Source organism: Thiocystis violacea (assembly GCF_016583575.1).
Classification (GTDB): domain Bacteria; phylum Pseudomonadota; class Gammaproteobacteria; order Chromatiales; family Chromatiaceae; genus Thiocystis; species Thiocystis violacea.
The window spans coordinates 165762-184579 of the sequence record NZ_NRRG01000011.1 but is presented as its reverse complement, the minus strand read 5'-3'; the positions used below and the strand labels follow the sequence as shown (position 1 = coordinate 184579).

Annotated in this window: 20 protein-coding genes and 2 tRNA genes; 7 read left to right on the top strand and 15 right to left on the bottom strand. The window is 64.5% G+C overall.

What is annotated here, in order from left to right:
• Positions 1–13 precede the first annotated feature (13 nt).
• Positions 14–223 (bottom strand): helix-turn-helix transcriptional regulator, encoded by a 210-nt coding sequence (locus CKO27_RS08205; RefSeq protein ID WP_200374386.1) that lies wholly within the window; start codon positions 221–223, stop codon positions 14–16.
• Between the two features lie 423 nt (positions 224–646).
• On the opposite strand from CKO27_RS08205, the gene CKO27_RS08200 reads away from it, so the two are divergent.
• Positions 647–931, top strand: coding sequence for a type II toxin-antitoxin system TacA family antitoxin (locus tag CKO27_RS08200; protein ID WP_200374385.1), 285 nt, complete (start codon positions 647–649; stop codon positions 929–931).
• A 228-nt stretch (positions 932–1159) separates the two neighbouring features.
• The gene (locus CKO27_RS08195) at positions 1160–1405 is read left to right on the top strand and encodes a GNAT family N-acetyltransferase (RefSeq protein ID WP_200374384.1); all 246 of its coding nucleotides are present in this window, start codon (positions 1160–1162) and stop codon (positions 1403–1405) included.
• A 151-nt stretch (positions 1406–1556) separates the two neighbouring features.
• Here CKO27_RS08195 and CKO27_RS08190 read toward each other — a convergent pair whose 3' ends face one another.
• Positions 1557–2798, bottom strand: coding sequence for a tyrosine-type recombinase/integrase (locus tag CKO27_RS08190; RefSeq protein WP_200374383.1), 1242 nt, complete (start codon positions 2796–2798; stop codon positions 1557–1559).
• Positions 2799–2929: 131 nt separating this feature from the next.
• On the opposite strand from CKO27_RS08190, the gene CKO27_RS08185 reads away from it, so the two are divergent.
• Positions 2930–3004 (top strand) — tRNA-Lys (locus CKO27_RS08185).
• 1019 nt (positions 3005–4023) lie between these two features.
• On the opposite strand, the gene CKO27_RS08180 is transcribed toward CKO27_RS08185, so the two are convergent.
• The 8 genes from CKO27_RS08180 to CKO27_RS08145 form a co-directional block, all read right to left on the bottom strand.
• Positions 4024–4114, bottom strand: a tRNA-Ser gene (locus CKO27_RS08180).
• Between the two features lie 137 nt (positions 4115–4251).
• On the bottom strand, positions 4252–4470 hold the full coding sequence (gene csrA, locus CKO27_RS08175) for a carbon storage regulator CsrA (protein ID WP_200374382.1): 219 nt from the start codon (positions 4468–4470) through the stop codon (positions 4252–4254).
• 268 nt (positions 4471–4738) lie between these two features.
• The gene (locus CKO27_RS08170) at positions 4739–5968 is read right to left on the bottom strand and encodes an aspartate kinase (RefSeq protein ID WP_200374381.1); all 1230 of its coding nucleotides are present in this window, start codon (positions 5966–5968) and stop codon (positions 4739–4741) included.
• 67 nt (positions 5969–6035) lie between these two features.
• The gene (gene alaS, locus CKO27_RS08165) at positions 6036–8642 is read right to left on the bottom strand and encodes an alanine--tRNA ligase (RefSeq protein WP_200374380.1); all 2607 of its coding nucleotides are present in this window, start codon (positions 8640–8642) and stop codon (positions 6036–6038) included.
• Positions 8643–8681: 39 nt separating this feature from the next.
• Positions 8682–9173, bottom strand: a complete 492-nt coding sequence (locus CKO27_RS08160) for a regulatory protein RecX (RefSeq protein WP_242470793.1) — start codon at positions 9171–9173, stop codon at positions 8682–8684.
• The gene (gene recA / locus CKO27_RS08155) at positions 9170–10210 is read right to left on the bottom strand and encodes a recombinase RecA (RefSeq protein ID WP_200374379.1); all 1041 of its coding nucleotides are present in this window, start codon (positions 10208–10210) and stop codon (positions 9170–9172) included. The genes CKO27_RS08160 and recA overlap by 4 nt, the downstream gene beginning before the upstream one ends.
• 131 nt (positions 10211–10341) lie before the next feature.
• Complete coding sequence (gene thpR / locus CKO27_RS08150; protein ID WP_200374378.1) at positions 10342–10866, bottom strand: RNA 2',3'-cyclic phosphodiesterase; 525 nt, start codon at positions 10864–10866, stop codon at positions 10342–10344.
• Positions 10859–11368, bottom strand: a complete 510-nt coding sequence (locus tag CKO27_RS08145; protein ID WP_200374377.1) for a CinA family protein — start codon at positions 11366–11368, stop codon at positions 10859–10861. The genes thpR and CKO27_RS08145 overlap by 8 nt, the downstream gene beginning before the upstream one ends.
• Before the next feature lie 131 nt (positions 11369–11499).
• On the opposite strand from CKO27_RS08145, the gene CKO27_RS08140 reads away from it, so the two are divergent.
• From CKO27_RS08140 to CKO27_RS08130, 3 genes are read left to right on the top strand one after another with little or no spacing between them, the layout of a single operon-like run.
• On the top strand, positions 11500–11781 hold the full coding sequence (locus CKO27_RS08140) for a cupin domain-containing protein (RefSeq protein WP_200374401.1): 282 nt from the start codon (positions 11500–11502) through the stop codon (positions 11779–11781).
• 21 nt (positions 11782–11802) lie between these two features.
• Positions 11803–12306 (top strand): DUF302 domain-containing protein, encoded by a 504-nt coding sequence (locus CKO27_RS08135; protein ID WP_242470792.1) that lies wholly within the window; start codon positions 11803–11805, stop codon positions 12304–12306.
• Between the two features lie 3 nt (positions 12307–12309).
• On the top strand, positions 12310–13782 hold the full coding sequence (locus CKO27_RS08130) for a 2Fe-2S iron-sulfur cluster-binding protein (protein ID WP_200374375.1): 1473 nt from the start codon (positions 12310–12312) through the stop codon (positions 13780–13782).
• A 9-nt stretch (positions 13783–13791) separates the two neighbouring features.
• Here the strand turns inward: CKO27_RS08130 and CKO27_RS08125 are convergent, their stop codons facing one another.
• The 3 genes from CKO27_RS08125 to zapE all read right to left on the bottom strand — a co-directional run bounded on the left by CKO27_RS08125 (position 13792) and on the right by zapE (position 16129).
• Positions 13792–13974, bottom strand: a complete 183-nt coding sequence (locus tag CKO27_RS08125; protein WP_200374374.1) for a hypothetical protein — start codon at positions 13972–13974, stop codon at positions 13792–13794.
• A gap of 199 nt (positions 13975–14173) precedes the next feature.
• Complete coding sequence (ubiG, locus tag CKO27_RS08120) at positions 14174–14950, bottom strand: bifunctional 2-polyprenyl-6-hydroxyphenol methylase/3-demethylubiquinol 3-O-methyltransferase UbiG (RefSeq protein WP_200374373.1); 777 nt, start codon at positions 14948–14950, stop codon at positions 14174–14176.
• A 96-nt stretch (positions 14951–15046) separates the two neighbouring features.
• Complete coding sequence (gene zapE, locus CKO27_RS08115) at positions 15047–16129, bottom strand: cell division protein ZapE (RefSeq protein ID WP_200374372.1); 1083 nt, start codon at positions 16127–16129, stop codon at positions 15047–15049.
• 193 nt (positions 16130–16322) lie between these two features.
• Between zapE and CKO27_RS08110 the strand changes: the two genes are divergently transcribed.
• Positions 16323–16646 (top strand): hypothetical protein, encoded by a 324-nt coding sequence (locus tag CKO27_RS08110; RefSeq protein WP_200374371.1) that lies wholly within the window; start codon positions 16323–16325, stop codon positions 16644–16646.
• Positions 16647–16673: 27 nt separating this feature from the next.
• Here the strand turns inward: CKO27_RS08110 and CKO27_RS08105 are convergent, their stop codons facing one another.
• Together CKO27_RS08105 and CKO27_RS08100 are read right to left on the bottom strand one after the other, a co-directional pair.
• A complete protein-coding gene (locus tag CKO27_RS08105; RefSeq protein ID WP_200374400.1) occupies positions 16674–17795 on the bottom strand; it encodes an aminotransferase class I/II-fold pyridoxal phosphate-dependent enzyme in 1122 nt (373 codons plus the stop codon).
• 75 nt (positions 17796–17870) lie between these two features.
• Positions 17871–18647, bottom strand: a complete 777-nt coding sequence (locus tag CKO27_RS08100; protein ID WP_200374370.1) for an HAD family hydrolase — start codon at positions 18645–18647, stop codon at positions 17871–17873.
• Positions 18648–18818 lie beyond the last annotated feature (171 nt).

The window sequence follows — 18818 nt, the reverse complement described above, 5'->3', positions numbered from 1 at the left end:
AGGCCCCGACTCCTCACCGCACCGTATTCGTGTGGACGTGCTGGGACAGCCAGGCTTCGAGCGATTCGGCGTCATAGCGAACCGCGCGGCCAATCTTGAGAAAAGACGGACCGACGCCCCGCACGCGCCATTGCTGAAGGGTGCGAAAGCTGATGCCAAGCTCGGCCGCGGCTTCACGCTCGGTGAGCCGGCGACGCAGGGGAGAGGTCGATATCCGCGGCATGGGAGCCTCGATTGAAATGAAGGGTTGATACATTGAAATCAGTGCCAGAAACCCTGTCATCCGCGGCGGCGTCATTCATCGAGTGGAGTAAAGTCGCTCGCACTGTCCGCGAACGCCAGGATGAACGCGCATCATTGGTGCGATGACGGATTCATAGCACGTCGGTTGTCGAAGACACGCGTAGCCTATAAAACTCACACGCGCACGTCACTCGACAACGGTCCCTTGAACGAGGCACCGTTTACGGTGACGGCTATGAATGGCGGACATCGAGGATGGCGGGGATCGACGTGTCGCGTCGGCGGCTCTCATCTGGATGCGGGTGTCGCCACGCCCGTCCTTGAGGTCCGATCGGCGTTGCGCGTCCGTGTACAGCAAGCCACCCTCATCCGTACATCATCCGCACCGACACAGGACCGAGCCATGCCCGCGGCACTTGAGCGCATCGACCTGCGCACCTCGGCGGAGACGAAGGCGCTGATCGCCCGCGCGGCGGCCACCGCCGGGATGTCGGTGAGCGCCTTTCTCCTGAGCGCGGCGCAAGCGCGCGCCAAGGCCGTGCTGAGCGAGGTCGAATCCCTGGCCCTGAGTCCGCGTGATTGGGAGGCCTTCGTCACCGCGCTCGACAGTCTCGACCAGCCGCGCCCCAAGCTCGCGGCGGCGATGGCGCGCTACCGCGCTTGGCGCTCCGAACCGACGGACGCTTGAGCGCGCGCCGCGGATGCGCCTCGAGCCCTTGGCGGCCCATCACGATCGGCGTGCCTTCGCGTGCGGTGAGGTCGAGCTGGACCACTACCTGCGCCGCTTCGCGCGCCAGCACACCACCACCAACCTGAGCCGAACCTATGTGGCGGCCGAGGGGTCGCGGGTGCTGGGGTTCTATAGTCTGGCGATGGCTTTTAGGGTCAGGCGAATGGCCCGGGATTTACGTCGCGGGTGCTGGGGTTCTATAGTCTGGCGATGGCGGCCATCCTCAAGGACCAGCTCCCGGCGGCCTATGCCACGCGATTCCCGCGTTTTCCGCTCCCGGTCGCGCGCCTGGCGTGCTTGGCGGTCGATCGGCCGCATCAAGGGCAGGGGCTGGGGGAGTTGTTGCTGATGGATGCGCTCGAGCGGTGCGCCCGACTCGCCGTGGAGATCGGCATGATCGTCGACGCCAAGCACGAGCGGGTACGCGGCTGATACGAGCGCTATGAATTCGCGCGCTTCCCGGACGCACCGCCGACACTCAGGCTTCCGACCGGAGCGATTCCGCGGCTGTGAACGAAAGGCTCGGCGTTCGGGCGTGCTCAGGACCGGCGAGCGGCACGGGCCGCCCACCGTCCGGGAGGCCTTATTGGTCGTCCGGCGTAGGCTTCGCCGCGGGCTCGACGGCCGTCGCTGTCGGGGTAACGCCCGCAACACCCAGGAGCCGGGCGCCGTGCTGCTCCAAGGCGGCGCGTACCGAATCCTCACCGAAGCGAGCATAAACGGCGGTGGTCGACTGGTTTGAATGGTTGAGAACCCGTCCGATCAGGTGCAGGGAATTTCCCGACTGGGCCAGCCAGCTGCCGACCGTGCGGCGCAGGTCGTGCAAACGAACATCTTCCACGCCAGCGGCTTTTCGAACCCGGTTCCAAGGTTTGCTGATATTCACCAGAGGCGCCGGCTGCGGCTCATGCTCGCCAGCGTCCTTTTTCGAGCGCGGACCGCGGCCAGGGAGAATGTATGGGTTGCCGTCTTCGCGTGGAATCTCGCGGAGGAGCGTCAGGGCCGGAGAGGAAAGCGGAATGTAGTGAACCCGGCCGGCTTTGGTGTCGGGCAGCTTCAGCTCGGCGCGACTCCAATCGACGTGCTCCCAGCGTGCCTGCAGTAGCTCACTCTTGCGCGCCCCGGTCAGCAGGTAAAGCCATAAGGCGTGCCGAGCCACCTCGTTGGGCTCTTCGTTGATCGCCTGCGCGAGCCGCGGGAGTTCCTCGGGCGTGATCCAGCGATCGCGCTTGTGCTCCTTGAAGCGATCGATGTCGCGTGCCGGATTCGCGTGATCTTTGGGGACGAAGTCCCACCGTCGGGCCAGCTCGAACATCTTGGACAGGAGCGCCAGGGTGCGATTCGCCTCGTAGGGGCGGGTCTTGCCGATCTTCGCATGGAGGGCGGCCGCATCGGCCTGGGTGATGGCTCGTACTTTCAGGCTTCCCCAAGCGGGTAGGAGATGCTTGTCGATACGCCGCTGGTCTTCAGCGCCACTCTTCTTAGCTTGTCCGTGCCGCTCCATGTAGGCAACGCAGAGATCCCTCAGGGTTTCGCCCTGCGCGTCGCGTTGACGCTCGGCGAGTGGATCGGCTCGCTCCGTCTCCACCTTCGACAGCAACGCACGCGCATTGATGCGTGCCTGGTCCAGCGTCAGAACGCCATAGGTGCCGATGGTCATCAGCCGTTTGCGTCCCTGCGTGCGGTAGGACAGCACGAAGGCTTTCTTGCCCGAGGGAAAAATCCGTAATCCGAAGCCCGGGACTTCCGTATCCCAGAGGACGCATCGGGCGTTGCTCTCACCCTGATAAGCGGCCGTATCGATCACGCGCTTGGTCAGTTTCATCGGTGCGCTCTCCTCCGAGTTGAGTCACCACTGAGTCACCCGTAAAGAGGGTGAGAGGCGGTGACTCTGCGTGAAGGAGAGTATAGCGTGATCTTTTAAGCATATGATATATAAGGAGATATCGTAGACAGGCGATAACGGTCGAAGAGCGGACTTTGTGACTTTTAATCAGGTGGTCGTGCGTTCGAGTCGCACAGGGCGCACCAAATAAAACAATGGGTTAGCTTTTTCGGCTAACCCATTTTTTTCATGGGCCAATCTTGGGCGGGCAAAAACTCCGCCGGGGCGGGAGTTTCGGGGTTCGTCCTGGTCGCGCGGCTAACACTAACCCATCTTTTTCAAAATCCGCGACTGGGATCGTCCGGCAGATGTCGAACATCCTTCGGTTCTCCCTCATGAGCTCGGGGATTAGCGCGCCTTCGGGTGATCGCAGCGAGTTGACGAAAAGCGGTCTACGGTCGAGCTTACGGCGATGATCCCCATGCTCCACTTTGTGGAAAGCTCGCCGATCATGGCGTAAATGGCCCACATGTTTTTCCAACTCACCGCACCGCACCCCTTGCCTTTGCGGATAGATGCAACCCATGGTTGACCTTGTCGCTCTCCGTCAATGTGCTGTCCTGGGCATCTCGCACTTCTCCAAAGGGAGCCAAGGCAAAGATCCAGTCGACCGAGTGACAGGCTCGCTGGCCTTAGGTGCCTTGGCCCGTGCGTCCATGGCGACAACCAGATTGCCCGACGGTCAAAGACTACTGGCCCGAGCCAAGAGCAACCTCGGGGAAGATGGTCACGGCTTCATCTACGATCTGGCTTTCACCGAACCGGCACCAGGGATCAAGGCTACCTGGATCGAATGTGGCAAAGCCTTGGAGGGCAACGCCAGAGAACTTCCGAGCATGGCCGAACCTGCGCCGAAGACGGCGATGGCGATGGCGAGACAGCGCGGATGTCGAGCTTCGTTCGGGGTCTCCTGGCTGATGACCCAGCGTCCGCCAAGCAGATGAAAACCGACCCGCACGGAAGTGATTACGGCCATGCCACCCCCTGGCTCTAAGCTGGAAGCGGAGCTGGTAGTTGAAAGCCGAAGGACCGGGTGTCTGGGTTCGCGGGAAGAACGGATGCGGCAAGAAACGCCAAGGAAAGCGCTGGATTACGTGTGGGGAAACGATTTATTTTAGCACTTTAACTGACTGATCTTAAAGAAAAATCAGTAGCGTTAAAGAATTGGCGGAGAGAGAGGGATTCGAACCCTCGATAGGGTATTAACCTATACTCCCTTAGCAGGGGAGCGCCTTCAGCCACTCGGCCATCTCTCCTTAAACTTTTTAAATGCAATGTAAATTATGCATTTATTGACTTAGCTATTCGACTTTTTGGGTTCCGTGAAAACCCCTTAAAGGCCGAGACGCTTCATCAGGCCGAGTATACTAACACACCCGGCCTTGCATTCCAATCAGTCAAGCTGATTGGCATGACTCATCACGCTCGAGTCCTGCCCGGTCTCGGCTTGCTCTCGCTTGATCCGCTCGTAAATTTCCTCACGATGGACGGCGACATCACGCGGGGCATTGACGCCGATCCGGACCTGATTGCCCTTAACGCCAAGCACGGTAACGGTAACTTCGTCACCGATCATCAGCGTTTCGCCCACCCGGCGAGTCAAAATCAACATTGTTTCGGTCTCCCTATGGAATCCCTATTCCGAACAAATGATTCATGTGGCCCGGCGAACCCGACCTATTGTCGCGCGGCGCGCGCGCGATGGTTGAACCATGCCTAAACCAAGCTCTTAGAGCGAGGCTCTATGTCGAGTATTCTACCAACTACCGCGAGATCTCCATAGTACGAGACCCCATGTTGCGTCAGATTTGGTCGGAGGGGACGAAAACAAGCGACGAACGCAAGACTTCCGACTAACGGTCCAACCCACGGAATCCGGGCTAGGCGGCCTCCGGACGATCGAGACCGAACGCCTCGTGGAGTGTACGCACACCCAATTCCAGGTATTTCTCGTCGACCACGACGGAGATTTTGATCTCGGAGGTCGAAATCATGCGAATGTTGATCCCTTCCTTGGCCAGGCTGGCGAACATCTGGCTCGCGATTCCGGCGTGGCTGCGCATCCCGACCCCGACCAGCGAGATCTTGACGATCTTGTCGTCGCCGAGCACCTGGCGAGCACTCAGATCGCGCGCCGTATCCTTCAGGATCTCCAGGGCGCGCGCGTAGTCGTTGCGATGGACGGTGAAGGTGAAATCGGTCGCGGTCTCCTGGGCGGCGATATTCTGGATGATCATGTCCACCTCGATATTGGCGTCCGCGATCGGACCCAGGATCTGGTAGGCCACGCCCGGCTGATCCGGAACGCCGAGCACGGTCAGCTTGGCCTCGTCGCGGCTGAAGGCGATTCCGGAAATCTTGGCGTCTTCCACGTTGGTGTCCTCGAAGGTGATCAGGGTGCCCTCGCCTTCCTCGAAGCTCGAAAGCACGCGCAAGGGAACCTGGTATTTGCCGGCGAACTCGACCGAGCGGATCTGTAGCACCTTGGAGCCCAGACTGGCCATCTCCAGCATCTCCTCGAAGGTGATGCGGTCGAGCTTGCGCGCCCTGGGCTCGACGCGCGGGTCGGTCGTGTAGACCCCATCGACATCGGTATAGATCTGACACTCGTCGGCCTTGAGGGCGGCCGCGATGGCCACGGCGGAGGTGTCCGAGCCGCCACGCCCAAGCGTGGTGATGTCGCCGTGTTCGTCGATGCCCTGAAAGCCCGCGATCACGACCACGCGCCCGGCGTCCAGATCGGCTCGCACGCGCGCGGCGTCGATGTCACGGATGCGCGCCTTGTTGTGCGCGCTGTCGGTCAGGATATGCACCTGGGCGCCGGTGTAGGAGCGCGCCGGGCAACCCTGGGCGGCGAGCGCCATGCTGAGCAGCGCGATGGTGACCTGCTCGCCGGTGGACAGCAGCACGTCGAGCTCGCGCGGCTCGGGGCAGGGCTGGAGTTGCTTGGCCAGACCGATCAGCCGGTCGGTCTCGCCCGACATGGCCGATAACACCACCACGACCTGATCGCCCTGGTCGCGCCAGCGCTTGACACGATCGGCAACCGCCTGGATCCGGTCGGTGGTTCCGACCGAGGTTCCGCCGTATTTCTGAACGATCAGGGCCATCGCTTCTTCCTGGGTTGCACGTCTTTCATCTCGAACCGTTGTCAGTTGTCAGTTGTCAGATTGAGCGTCAGCCGGCGAGGCGATCGGCGACCCAGGTCGGGACCAGCGCCAGGGCGGCGGGGAGTCCGGCGGGGTCGTTGCCGCCCGCCTGGGCCATGTCGGGTCGACCGCCGCCCTTGCCGCCGACCTTTTCCGCGACCTCGCGGATCAGGTCGCCGGCCTTGAGCCGGTCGGTGAGATCCTTGGTCACGCCAACCACCAGACTGACCTTGCCGTCGGACTCGGTCGCCAGGACCACCACGGCGCGGCCGAGCTTGTCCTTGATCTGATCCAGGGTCACGCGCAGGCTCTTGGGATCCGCCCCATCCAGACGCGCCGCGAGGACCCTGACGCCCTGGATCTCGACCGCCTGGGCGGCCAGATCCTGCCCGGCGGAACTGGCAAGCTTGGCCTTGAGCTGCTCCAGCTCCTTCTCAAGCCGGCGCGCGCGATCCATGAGCTGGATGACGCGCTCATCGACATCCTCGCGTCCGCCCTTGAGCAGACCGGCCAGACGCAAGAGACGATCCTCGTCCGCCTCGATCCAGTCCAGCGCCATGGCGCCGGTGATGGCCTCGATGCGTCGCACGCCGGCGGCGATACCGCTCTCGGAGACGACCTTGACCAGGCCGATGTCGCCGACCGCCTTGACATGGGTGCCGCCGCACAGCTCGGTGGAAAAGCCCCCCATCCGCAGAACCCGCACCTGATCGGAGTACTTCTCGCCGAACAGGGCCGTGGCGCCGGACGCCTTGGCGTCCTCCAGGCTCATGATACGGGTCTCGACCAGATGGTTGGCGCGAACCTCGCGGTTCACCAGCCGCTCGATGGTCAGCAGTTGAGCGCGCGAGACGGGCTCGAAATGCGAGAAGTCGAACCGCAGACGCTCCGGCCCGACGAGCGAGCCCTTCTGCTGGACATGCTCGCCCAGCACCTCGCGCAGGGCGGCGTGCAGAAGATGGGTCGCGGAATGATTCAGCGCCGTCGCGCGCCGTCGCTCGGCGTCGACATGGGCGTCCACGCGGTCGCCCACGACCAGCGGACCCGCGCTGACCCGACCCACATGGATCAGGACGCCATCGCCCTTCTTCTGCGTGTCCGATACCTCGAAGCGCGCGGTCTCGGTCGTCAGCCAGCCCTGATCGCCCATCTGGCCGCCGGACTCACCATAGAAGGGGGAGATATCGAGGATGACGAGACCCTCCTCGCCCGTCTCCAGGACGTCGCACGAGTCGCCGTCGCGATAGAGGGCGACGATCGTGGCTTCTTCCTGGAGCCGGTCATAGCCGCAAAAATCCGTCTCGCCCTGGATCTGGATTCCCAGGGTCTGGGTCGTGCCGAACTGGCTCGCGGCACGCGCGCGTTCCTTCTGACGGGCCATGGCCCGCTCGAATCCCTCGGTGTCCAGCGACAGACCGCGCTCGCGAGCGATGTCTGCGGTCAGGTCGATCGGGAAGCCGTAGGTGTCATAAAGCTTGAAGACGGTCTCGCCGGAAATCTGGCCATCGCTCAGCGCGCCAATGGCCTCGTCGAGGAGGCGCATGCCGTTCTCCAGGGTCTCGGCGAAGCGCTCCTCCTCCAGTCGGATGATTCGCTCGACGTGCGCCTGACCGGTCCGCAATTCGGGATAGGCATCGCCCATCTCGCGCGCGAGCGGCTCGACCAGCCGGTGGAAGAAGGGTTCGGAGCAACCGAGCCGATATCCATGACGGATCGCGCGCCGCATGACGCGGCGCAGGACGTAACCGCGCCCCTCGTTGCCCGGCGTCACGCCGTCCAGGATCAGGAAGGCCGTCGAGCGGATGTGGTCGGCGATCACGCGCAGCGACTTGTCGGCCTGATCGGCGCAGCCGGTGGCCTGGGCGGCGGCCTGAATCAGATGGCGAAAGAGATCGATCTCGTAGTTGCTGTGAACACCCTGCATCACGGCCGCGAGACGCTCCAGACCCATGCCGGTATCGACCGAGGGCCGGGGCAATGGGGTCAGATTGCCATCGGCGTCCCGGTTGTACTGCATGAAAACCAGGTTCCAGATCTCGACATAGCGATCGCCGTCCTCGTCCGGCGAGCCGGGCGGGCCGCCGGAGATGCCGGGGCCGTGGTCGTAGAAGATCTCGGAACAGGGACCGCAGGGGCCGGTGTCGCCCATCGACCAGAAATTGTCCTTGGCGCCACAGCGGGAAAAGCGCTGCGGGTCGGCCCCCATCTCGTTCAGCCAGATGTCGGCCGCCTCCTGATCCTCGGTGAAGACGGTCACCCAGAGCCGTTCCGGCGGAAGGGCGAGGACACGGGTCAGATAATCCCAGGCGTAGGCGATGGCCTCGCGCTTGAAATAGTCGCCGAAGCTGAAATTGCCGAGCATCTCGAAAAAGGTGTGATGCCGGGCCGTATAGCCCACGTTCTCCAGGTCGTTGTGCTTGCCGCCGGCGCGCACGCAGCGCTGGGAGCTGACCGCGCGGTTGTTGGCGCGGCGCTCGCGTCCAAGGAAGGCATCCTTGAACTGGACCATGCCGGCGTTGGTGAACAGCAGGGTGGGATCATTGGCCGGCACCAGGGGACTGGAGGCGACCCGCTCGTGTTGGCGTTGCTCGAAATAATCGAGGAAGCTCGCTCGAAGCTCTGCACTGGTGGTCATGGGAACATCTCGAATGGACCGTTCGCCGCTCGGCTCCGGTCAGTCATGAAAGCGCAGCAGGCGCCGGATCGAATCTGGGGTGAAACCACGCTGTTCGAGGAAACGCGCGCGTTTGGCATAGTCGGCACGGTCGGTGGGGGGTTCGGGGCCGAAGCGGCGATCGTGCACCCGCGCCAGACAGCTTGGCCATTCTTCGCTCATGGGCTCCAGGTAACGGTCGATCAGGGTCGCGTCAAGACCCTTCTCGCGCAGCTCGCCGCGAATGCGCAGCGGACCGAAGCCCTTGCCGACACGCTCGGCGACATAGTGCTCGGCCAGACGGGCCTCGTTCACCGCGCCCTGGGCCAAGAGACGCTCAAGCGCGCCGTCGACGGCGCTCGATCCAAGACCGCGCGCCATGAGCTTGCGCCTCAATTCGAGACAGGAATGCTCGCGCCTCGCCAGCAGGCGAAGCGCTAGACGCTCGGCCTCGCCGATGGCCTCAAGGCCATCGCTATCGGCCGGATCTGGAGCCCGAGCGTTCAGGGTCAATCCTCCGGGGACGCCTCGGCCGCTTCAGTCGGCGTCTCGCCCCCGACCTTGGGCAACAGTTTGTCGCGGATCCGGGCCTCGATGCCCTGGGCGATCGCGGGGTTCTCGCACAGAAAATTGCGCGCATTGTCCTTGCCCTGGCCGATACGCGTCCCTTCGTAGCTGTACCAGGCGCCGGATTTCTCGACGAAACCCTGGGACACGCCGAGATCGATGATCTCGCCCTCGCGCGAAATGCCGTGCCCGTAAAGGATATCGAACTCGGCCTGCTTGAAGGGGGGCGCCACCTTGTTCTTGACTACCTTGACCTTGGTCTCGCTGCCGATCACCTCGTCGCCCTTCTTGATGCTGCCGGTGCGGCGGATATCGAGCCGCACCGAGGCATAGAACTTGAGGGCGTTGCCGCCGGTGGTCGTTTCGGGCGAGCCAAACATGACGCCTATCTTCATCCGGATCTGATTGATGAAGATGACGCAGCAGTTGGAGCGGTTGATGTTGCCGGTGAGCTTGCGCAGCGCCTGGGACATGAGCCGCGCCTGCAGACCCATGTGCGAGTCGCCCATCTCGCCCTCGATCTCGGCCTTGGGGGTCAGCGCCGCGACCGAGTCCACGACCACGACATCCAGCGCGCCCGAGCGCACCAGCATGTCGGTGATCTCGAGCGCCTGCTCGCCGGTATCGGGCTGGGAGACCAGCAGATCCGTCACATTGACGCCGAGCTTCTCGGCATAGACCGGGTCGAGCGCGTGCTCGGCGTCGACGAAGGCGGCGGTGCCGCCGAGTTTCTGCGATTCGGCGATGATGTGCAGCGTCAGGGTGGTCTTGCCGGAGGACTCGGGACCATAGATCTCGATCACGCGGCCCTTCGGTACCCCGCCGATGCCGAGCGCCAGGTCGAGACCGAGCGAGCCGGTGGAGATGGCCTCGATATTTCGCACGGCTCCGACATCGCCCATGCGCATGACCGAGCCCTTGCCGAACTGCTTTTCGATTTGGGTCAGCGCGGCGGCCAACGCCTTTTTGCGGTTCTCGTTCATTCGGTCTCCGTTGCGAAATGAAACCCCAAGCCGCGATCCTTATCGAGCCGATCGGGCGCGCCAAGCCTCGAAAGCCGCCCTCCAAGCCCCGTGAATAAGCTTGGAATTATGGCATAACCAAGCGTCAAGCGTTATATCCCAACGCGACCGAGCGGCCAGCGTCGCTGGATCCGATAGCGCGGCGGCGCCCCGCTCCGCCCGAAGGCCAGCACCAGCTCGGTCACCGGCCAAGGCACCGGCGCGGGCAGATCCAGCGACGCCCCCTGCCGGACCCGGCGCGCCAGCGTCAGATGCGGCCGATAGGGTCGCGGATCCGTGGCGATCCCGCGGGCGGCGAGCCGGATCTGGAGGTCGGCGACCAGTGCCGTCAAGGGCTCGGGCGTGCGCGACGGCCCGCACCAGAGGATTTGGGATCGCGCGAAGTGGCCGATACGGTCCAGCTCAAGCTCGAACCTGGGCGCGCTCACTTGGGAGGCGACCGACTCCACGCCGCCTAACCGATCCGGATCCAGCTCGCCCAGAAAGACCAGGGTCAGATGCCGGTCCAGCGGATGTGTCGCGCGCCCCTGGAACGGAATCAGCCCGACGAGTTGGGCCTCGAGCGCCGTGCGGGTCTCGGAATCCGGCCAGAGGGCAAGGAACCAGCGTTCAGACATCCGCCCCCAGCACCTCCAGCAGGCCGAGGAGCGCCGCCTGGACCGCTTGAGCCCGCACCGCCTCGCGATCGCCCTCCAGCCGAAGACAGCGGGCCAGGGGCTGACGTCCAGCCAGACCCCAGGCCAACCAGACGGTTCCGACCGGTTTGCCGGGGACGGCGCCGCCCGGACCCGCGATGCCGCTGACGGCCACGGCGACCTCCGCCCGCCCCCGCGCCAGGGCGCCGGCGACCATCGCCTTCACCACCGGTTCGCTCACGGCCCCGTGCGTCTCCAGGAGATCCGCGTCGACCCCCAGCATCTCCTGCTTCGCGGCATTGCTGTAGGTGACGAATCCACGATCGAACCAGGCACTGCTACCGGCCAGATCCGTCACGACCTTGGCGATCCAGCCACCGGTGCAGGATTCGGCGGTCGCGAGCATCGAACCACGCGCCCGCATCTGCTCGCCGACCCGCGCCGCGATATCATCGAGCGATGCGTTGGAGATCGAGGGTGCCATGCGCCGGAGTGTCGCCGAAGCGGATGCCCCAGACAATCCCGCGCATGGAAAACCCCGCCCAGGATCCGCAATATAGAGCCTGGGACGAACCCGGCCGCCGACCGGCGGCGCCCAACTGGAGCCCTGACCGCATGAATGATCTGGAGATCCGCTGCGAACACAAGCCCTCGCCCGCCAAACTGGAGGTGCTCGGCGTCGAGGACTGGCCGATCTGGAAGAAGGAGCCGTCCGAATTCCCCTGGCATTACGATCAGACGGAAACCTGCTACGTGGTGCGCGGCCGGTTTCGAGTGACGCCGGAAGGAGGCGCGCCCCAAGCCTTCAGCCGGGGCGATCTGATCACCTTCCCCGCCGGACTCTCCTGCGTCTGGGAGGTGCTGGAGGCCGTTGAAAAACACTATCGATTCGACTGAGGACAAATAATGAGAACACTCATGAAAACGAATAGAACCCAGTGGCTGACCCTGCTGATCGCGCTGCCGATGCTGCTGCTGACCACCGCCGCGACCCGCGCCGAGGGCATGAGCATCGCCGACACCGTGGTCAAGATGCCGCTGGCCGAGGACGTCTCCCCGGACGACGCGGTGGAATCCATGCTGCTGCGCGCCAACGTACTGAATTTCAAGCTGGTCGCCCGCCTGCCGCTCTCCAAGGAACTGGAGGCCATGGGCGTGGAGACCAAGCGGATCGAGATCTTCCAGTTCTGCGACGCCCGTATCGCCGCCCAGATGATCGCGGAGAACATCGACTTCTCGGCCTATCTGCCCTGCCGCATCACCCTGATCGAGGATCAGGCGGGCAAGCCCTGGCTGGTCACCCTGGACATGGACAAGGTTATCGGGATGTCCGACCTGCCGCCGAGCCTTAAGGAGTTGGCCGTCAAGGTCCGCGACACCATGATGGAGATCATGACCGCCGGCGCGACCGGAGACCTCTAGACCATGGACTACCTGAGCCTCTCGCGCGCCGCGCGTCTCGCCGGAGTGACCCGCGCCGAGCTGCAACGCCGCATCCGACGCGGCGAGATCGCGACGTTCGAGGGCTCGGTCGCGATCGGCGACCTGCTGCGGCTCTACCCTCGGGTAAGCCTCACGGACGACGCCGCCCTAGAGCGCACCGAGCGCATCAAGAGCGACGCCCTGCCCAAGCTGGGCCACGCCGGCGAGACCACCCTGCCCGATCCGCGGGTCCTGCTGTCGCGCCTGCGCGGCCTGAGCGCCACCCTCGCCGATCGGATGTCGCATCTGGAGGCCGCCAACGTCCTGCTGGATCAGATCGGGGCGCGTCTCGATGCCGTGTCGCGGCGGCCCCCCGAGCAACTCCCGGACGCCCTGCAAGCAACGCGCGATTGGCTGCGGACGCAACGCGAACGCCTGGACTCCGAGGCCGCGCCCGACCAACGCGCCCAACTCCTCGCCAAGGACACCCTGCTGCGCCTCATGGCCGCCAACGTCAAACTCATCCCCAGCGGACACGACTTCTTCGTCGAGGGCAACGAGACCATCCTGGACGCCTCGGTCCGGGCCGGCTTGAAGCTCGGTTATGGCTGCGCCAGCGGCAACTGCGGCAACTGCAAGGCGCGGGTTCTGAGCGGCGAGACCTGGAAAATCCGCGACCACGACTATGTCATCGGCGAGCGCGAGAAGGCCATGGGTTACATCCTGACCTGCTCGCACACCGCCGTCACCGATCTTGTCATCGAGGCGGCCGAGGCCCTGAGGGTCGAGGATCTGCCGCGTCAGGAGATCCGCGCCAGCCTGCGCAAGCTGGAGCGGCTATCGCCCGATCTCGTGGCGCTCACGATCCAGACCCCGCGCACCCAGACCCTGCGCTTCATGGCCGGACAACGGGCAACGCTCGCACTCGAGGGCGGACAGACGCAAGAGTTGCCGATCGCGAGCTGCCCCTGCAACGGACGTCATCTCTGGTTCTATGTCAGACGTCGGGCGGACGCCTTTTCCCAGGCCGTGCACGCGGGCTTGCGGCACGGTCAGCTCGTCACCGTTACCGGGCCGAGCGGCCGCTTAGTACTCAAGGAGGATGCGCCGGAACCGGCCGTCTTCATCGCCCTGGGCGATGGGATCGCTCCGATCAAAAGCCTGATCGAACATGCCGTGTCCATCGACCTGATCGAATCCTTCCATCTCTACTGGGATACCCAGCATCCGGAGGGGCATCATCAGGCTCGGTGGGGGCGCGCGCTCAAGGACGCACTGGACAACTTCAGCTTCACGCCCCTCGTGAGTGGAAGAACGGAGGATCTCATGGCGGTGATCCGGGCCGATCACGAGGCATTGGAGGGATTGCGTTTCTATATCGCCGGTCCGGCGATCCCCGTTCAGCGAACCCTGGCCTCTCTGTGCGATCTGGGGGTCGCCCCCGATCGCATCAGCACGGAAGAGACCGAAAGCTGAACCGGCCGCCTAGGCGGCGCGCGGCCTGGACTGCGCCGGCGGCAGGAATACCGTGCCCTTGCCGAAGCGATTCACGGCCAAGTCCCGCACCCAGTCCGGCGCGTCCGCGTACAGCCGAATGTAGGTGTAACCCAGGTCGCCGCGGACCATGGACGCCACCCAACCCTCCAGTTCTTTTTGTCTTTTCTCCATCTCCACTTACTCCGCAAAAAACTCCGTCACTCCCAGGCCGCCATCCCAAGCAACGCCTTGAGCAACCGATCCATGAGTCCGTCCACGGCTTTCCGCCTCGCCTCGCGCGATCCTGGACCGCGCGACACTCTCCAGACGGCCTCTCGATTATTATGAATCTCCCTATGCATCATCAGAATAGGCCCGCAACCTCGCCCATTCAAGTAAGTGTTCCGGAAAAGCCTCGGGAAGCGAGCCTCTGCATGACGAGCATGTAGTTGACGCCCTTCCAGCCGGTGTAACCGAAGACCCGATTGAAGGGATTCACGCGCACCCCGGTCTCGTGAAGCCTGCGGTATTCATCGCCCAACAGGCGAACCACCTCGCACGGCGGGACGAGCTTGCGGTAATGATGGGTTCCGCGCGGCAGCCAGCGCAGGATGTACTCGGCTCCGACGATGGCCATGAGCCAGGCCGCCGGCGTGCGATTGATGCTGGCGACGACCATGACCCCGCCCGGACGCGCCAGACGCCCGCAGTCGGCCAGGAAATCCGGCAGATGCTCGACATGCTCGATCACCTCCATGTTCAGCACCGCATCGAACCGCGCGCCCTCCCGAACCAATTGGTCGGCCGTCGCCAGGCGATAGTCGATCTCCAGCCCGCTCCATTGCGCATGGAGTTGAGCCACGCGGACATTCTTCTCCGTGATTTCGATCCCGGTCACCTGGGCACCGAGTCGCGCCATGGACTCGCTCAGAATCCCGCCGCCACAGCCGATATCGAGTATCCGCACCCCCTCGAACGGCTGCGGTGCGCTCGCGTCTCGCCCTAAGGCGCTGGCGAGGTGCTCGCGGATGTAGTCGACGCGAAAGGCATTCAGGCGATGCAATGGCCAGAACGGCCCTTCCGCATCCCACCAGCGATGGGCCAGACGCTCGAAATAGACCACTTCCTCCGGGTCGATGCTGGGCGCGGTGAGATGGACGGCGGACATGGATGATCTCCAGGAGACGGGGCGGCGATAGCGCGGACATCGTGATGCGGACGAGGCTTTCCAAGTCTCGCCACGTTCAGGCGCGAGACCGGAAGTCTAGGGGATCGCCGCGGCGAGATACTCGGTCGATTGCATCTCGATCAAACGGCTCAGCAGGCGCTCGTGCGCGAACTCCACCAGACCGCCCGCGTAGAGCTGCTCGACCGGAGCGGCGGTGGACATCACGAGCTTCACGCGCTGGTCGTAAAGCTCGTCGACCAGATGCAGAAAGCGACGGGCCGCGGCCTCCTGACGGGGGCCGAGCCTCGGCACGCCCGAAATCAACAGGGTGTGGTACTCGCTGGCGATCTCGATGTAGTCCGAGGCGGAGCGCGCGGTCTCGCACAGCGCGGCGAAATCGAGCCAGATCACGTCCATGCCGAGCCCGCGCACCGGGATGGAACGGCCGTTGACGAGAATCGACTCCGCGGCCGCCGCGTGTCCTCCGGTCAGTCGGGCGAAATACTCCGCGAGCCGTCGATCGCCTTCCTCGCCCGCCTCGAAGAGCACGCCACCGCTCGTCAAGGCGCGCAGCCGGTAGTCGACCCCACCGTCCAGCTCGAAGACCTGGGTATGCTGCTTGAGCAGCGCGATCGCCGGAAGAAACAAGGGGCGTTGCAGGCCGTTGCGATAAAGACCATCGGGTGGTGTATTGGCCGTGGTGACCAGGGTCAGTCCTCGCGCGAAGAGCGCCTTGAGCAAACCGTGCAGGAGCATGGCGTCGGTGATGTCCGTGACCAGGAATTCGTCCAGGCACAGAACCCTGACCTCCTCGCACAGCCGATCCGCCACGACCTCGAGCGGATCTGGCTGCTTTGGCAGACGCGACATCACCGCGTGGATGTCACGCATGAAGTGATGAAAATGCACGCGCCGCTTACCCGGAAGCTCCAGGCCCTCGACGAACCAATCCATCAGGTAGGTCTTGCCGCGCCCGACCCCACCCCAGAGATAAAGACCGCGCACCGGGACCGGCGGCCCGGAGAGGCGCGCCTTGATCCGCCCCAACCATCCCGGTCGCGCCGCTTGACCGGGAGGCTCCCGAAGCAGGCGCCGATGCAAGGCGAGCAGCCGTTCGCCAGCCTCGCGCTGGGCACTGTCACGCGGCTGTAAGGAATCCAAGGAATTGGCTTGTGTCATCGGTCAGGACCAGAAGGTGAGTCCAGCCCCCCATGTCGGTCAATGAAGACCTGAGGAAGGCGCGAAAAAATCACGGAGGGCGTCGCGCTTCAAGAGTCAGTGACAGCGGCGGGACGATTGACTAGCATCTTATCGATATTGGGTGCGCCGGACGGCATCGGCGCCACTGCCCCGCCTGCGGAGAAACGGATCCATGCAGAACAAGCTCAAACGGTTTTTCACCTCGCTCATGCCCGTGGACAGCAATCGCCGCGGTGATTGCAACCGCTGCGGCGAGTGCTGCAAGCTGCCCTATCCCTGTCCCTTCCTGCGTTTCGACGACGAAGGACTCAGCCGCTGCGCCGTCTACCTCGCCCGACCGCCAAGCTGCCGCAAATACCCCCGTGTCGCCGCCGAGAACCTGACCCCCCAGACCTGCGGTTTTTATTTCGTCGCGCCGGATCGGATCGGTCGCCGACAGGCGCCAACCTTCGAGCCAGTCCCGAACAATGTCATGTCCGTGGAAGAGTCGGGCTGATACCGGGCCGGGAGACGGGGGCGAACCTCATCCGCGACCCAGCCAGGCACCGATCCGGCGCACGCCCTCGTCGAGCACCTCCAGTTCGCGCGTGTAGGCGAAACGCACATGCCGATCGGCGGCGTGATCGCCGAAATCCCGACCTGGGGCCAGCGCCACGCCGGCCTCTTCCAGGAGTCGGGTGGCGAAGCGCATCGAATCCATGGCGACGCCTTCCGGCAGGCCGGCATAGAGATAGAAGGCGCCGTCCGGCGGCTTCGGGATGGTGAAACCGAGTCCGCGCAAGGCCGGCAACAAGCAGTCACGCCGCTGACGGAACACCTCCCGACGCGCCTCCAGGATGGGGCGCGTGTCCGGGTCGAACGCGGCCAGGGCCGCATGCTGCGCGGGCGTATTGGCGGCGATGAAGAGATTCTGAGCCAGACGATCCATCACCGCGACCGCGTCCTCCGGACCCACGACCCAGCCGACCCGCCAGCCCGTCATCCCGAAGAATTTCGAGAAACTGTTGATGACATAGAGATCGCGCCCGTCCAGGGACAAAGCGCTCTCGTCCGCGACCCCGTAGACCAGCCCCCGATAGATCTCGTCGACGATGAGCGCCGCTCCGCGCGAACGGCAGAACGTCTGGATTTGGCCCAAGGTCTCCAGAGCGAGGATCGAGCCGGTCGGATTGGATGGCGAGGCCACCACGACCGCGCGGATGCCCGGAGTCCAGGCCGATTCGAGACGCTCCACGGTCAGGCCGCCGTCGGCTTCGGATCCGAGCGGCACCATGACCGGCTCGCCGCCCATGAGCCGAAGCATCTGTCGATAGCAGGGATAGGAGGGATCGGCCAGGAGGACGCGATCCCCCGGCTCCAGCAGGGCCGAAAAGACCAACTGAAGCGCGCCCGAGGCGCCGGGTGTCACCAGGACACGGGACGGCCTGACCGCGACCCCATAACGGCGCCGGTAGTCATCGGCGATGGCCTGACGGAGCGCCGGGAGACCCGCCGCCGCCGTGTAGTGCGTCAGCCCGGCGGCCAGCGCCCCTTGTCCGGCCGCCAGGATCGGGGCCGGGGTCGGGAAATCCGGCTCGCCGATCTCCAGGTGAACCACGGATCGACCGGAGGCATCCAGCTCGCGGGCACGCCCGAGCAGACGCATCACATGGAAGGGCTCGATCCGACGGGCGCGGCTCGCCAGCCGGCTGGGTTCGCTAGCGCTCACGCGGACCAGCCTTCAGCCCGCCTGAACCTGGCGATGGAGGCGCTCGAGCCCGGCCAGGTCGACCAGCGGCCGGTCATCCAGATCGCCCACGAGGGCCTTGGACGGTACCTCTGGTTCGCCGAGCTGGTCCACCACCAGCGCCGCGGCCCCGAAATCCTGCCCGGCGGTGTAGCCATTGACGGTCACCACCAGCGCCCGGATACCGGCGGCCAACGCCGAGCGTGCGCCGTTGTCCGAGTCCTCGATGACGACGCAGTCCTCGGGGGCCAACCCCAAGCGTTCCAGCGCGAAGTCGAAGATGTCCGGGGCCGGTTTCTTGAGCGGAACCACATCGCCCGCCGCGATGACGTCGAACCAGTCCGGCAGACCCGGCACACCGACGTTCGCGAGCAGCTCGACGACGTTCTCGGGCGTGGTCGTGGTCGCGATCGCCAGACGGATCCCGGCCGCGCGCGCCTCGCGCCAGAGTCGCAGCACACCGGGACGCAGCGGGATGGCGCCCTCGCGCAACAGGGCCAGATAGTGACGAGTCTTGTCGCGATGCAGGCGCGCCACGAAGGCGTCGAGATCCACCGCCGGATCGAGCGCGATGTCGAACCGATCCATGAAATAACGGATCCGCTCCTTGCCGCCGGTCACCGCCAACAGCTCGCCATAGAGTTCGGGATCCCACCGCCAATCCAGACCGGCCTCGGCGAAGGCGGCGTTGAAGGCGGGGCGATGCCCATCGCGTTCGGTATCGGCGACGGTTCCGTCCACGTCGAAGATCAGGGCCTTGAATCCGTGCATACTGGGACTCCAACTTGGTGTGGTCGCGCATCCGCGAGGCTGTAAGCGCGAAGGTTACCCAAAGTAAGGATCGCCCGCACCGATGGCGACCCGCATGGAAGTTGCCCCTGGGGCCACGATCTGGTACTTAAGCACGTTTTCGCGGCACGGATCACCGAATAAACAGGATTC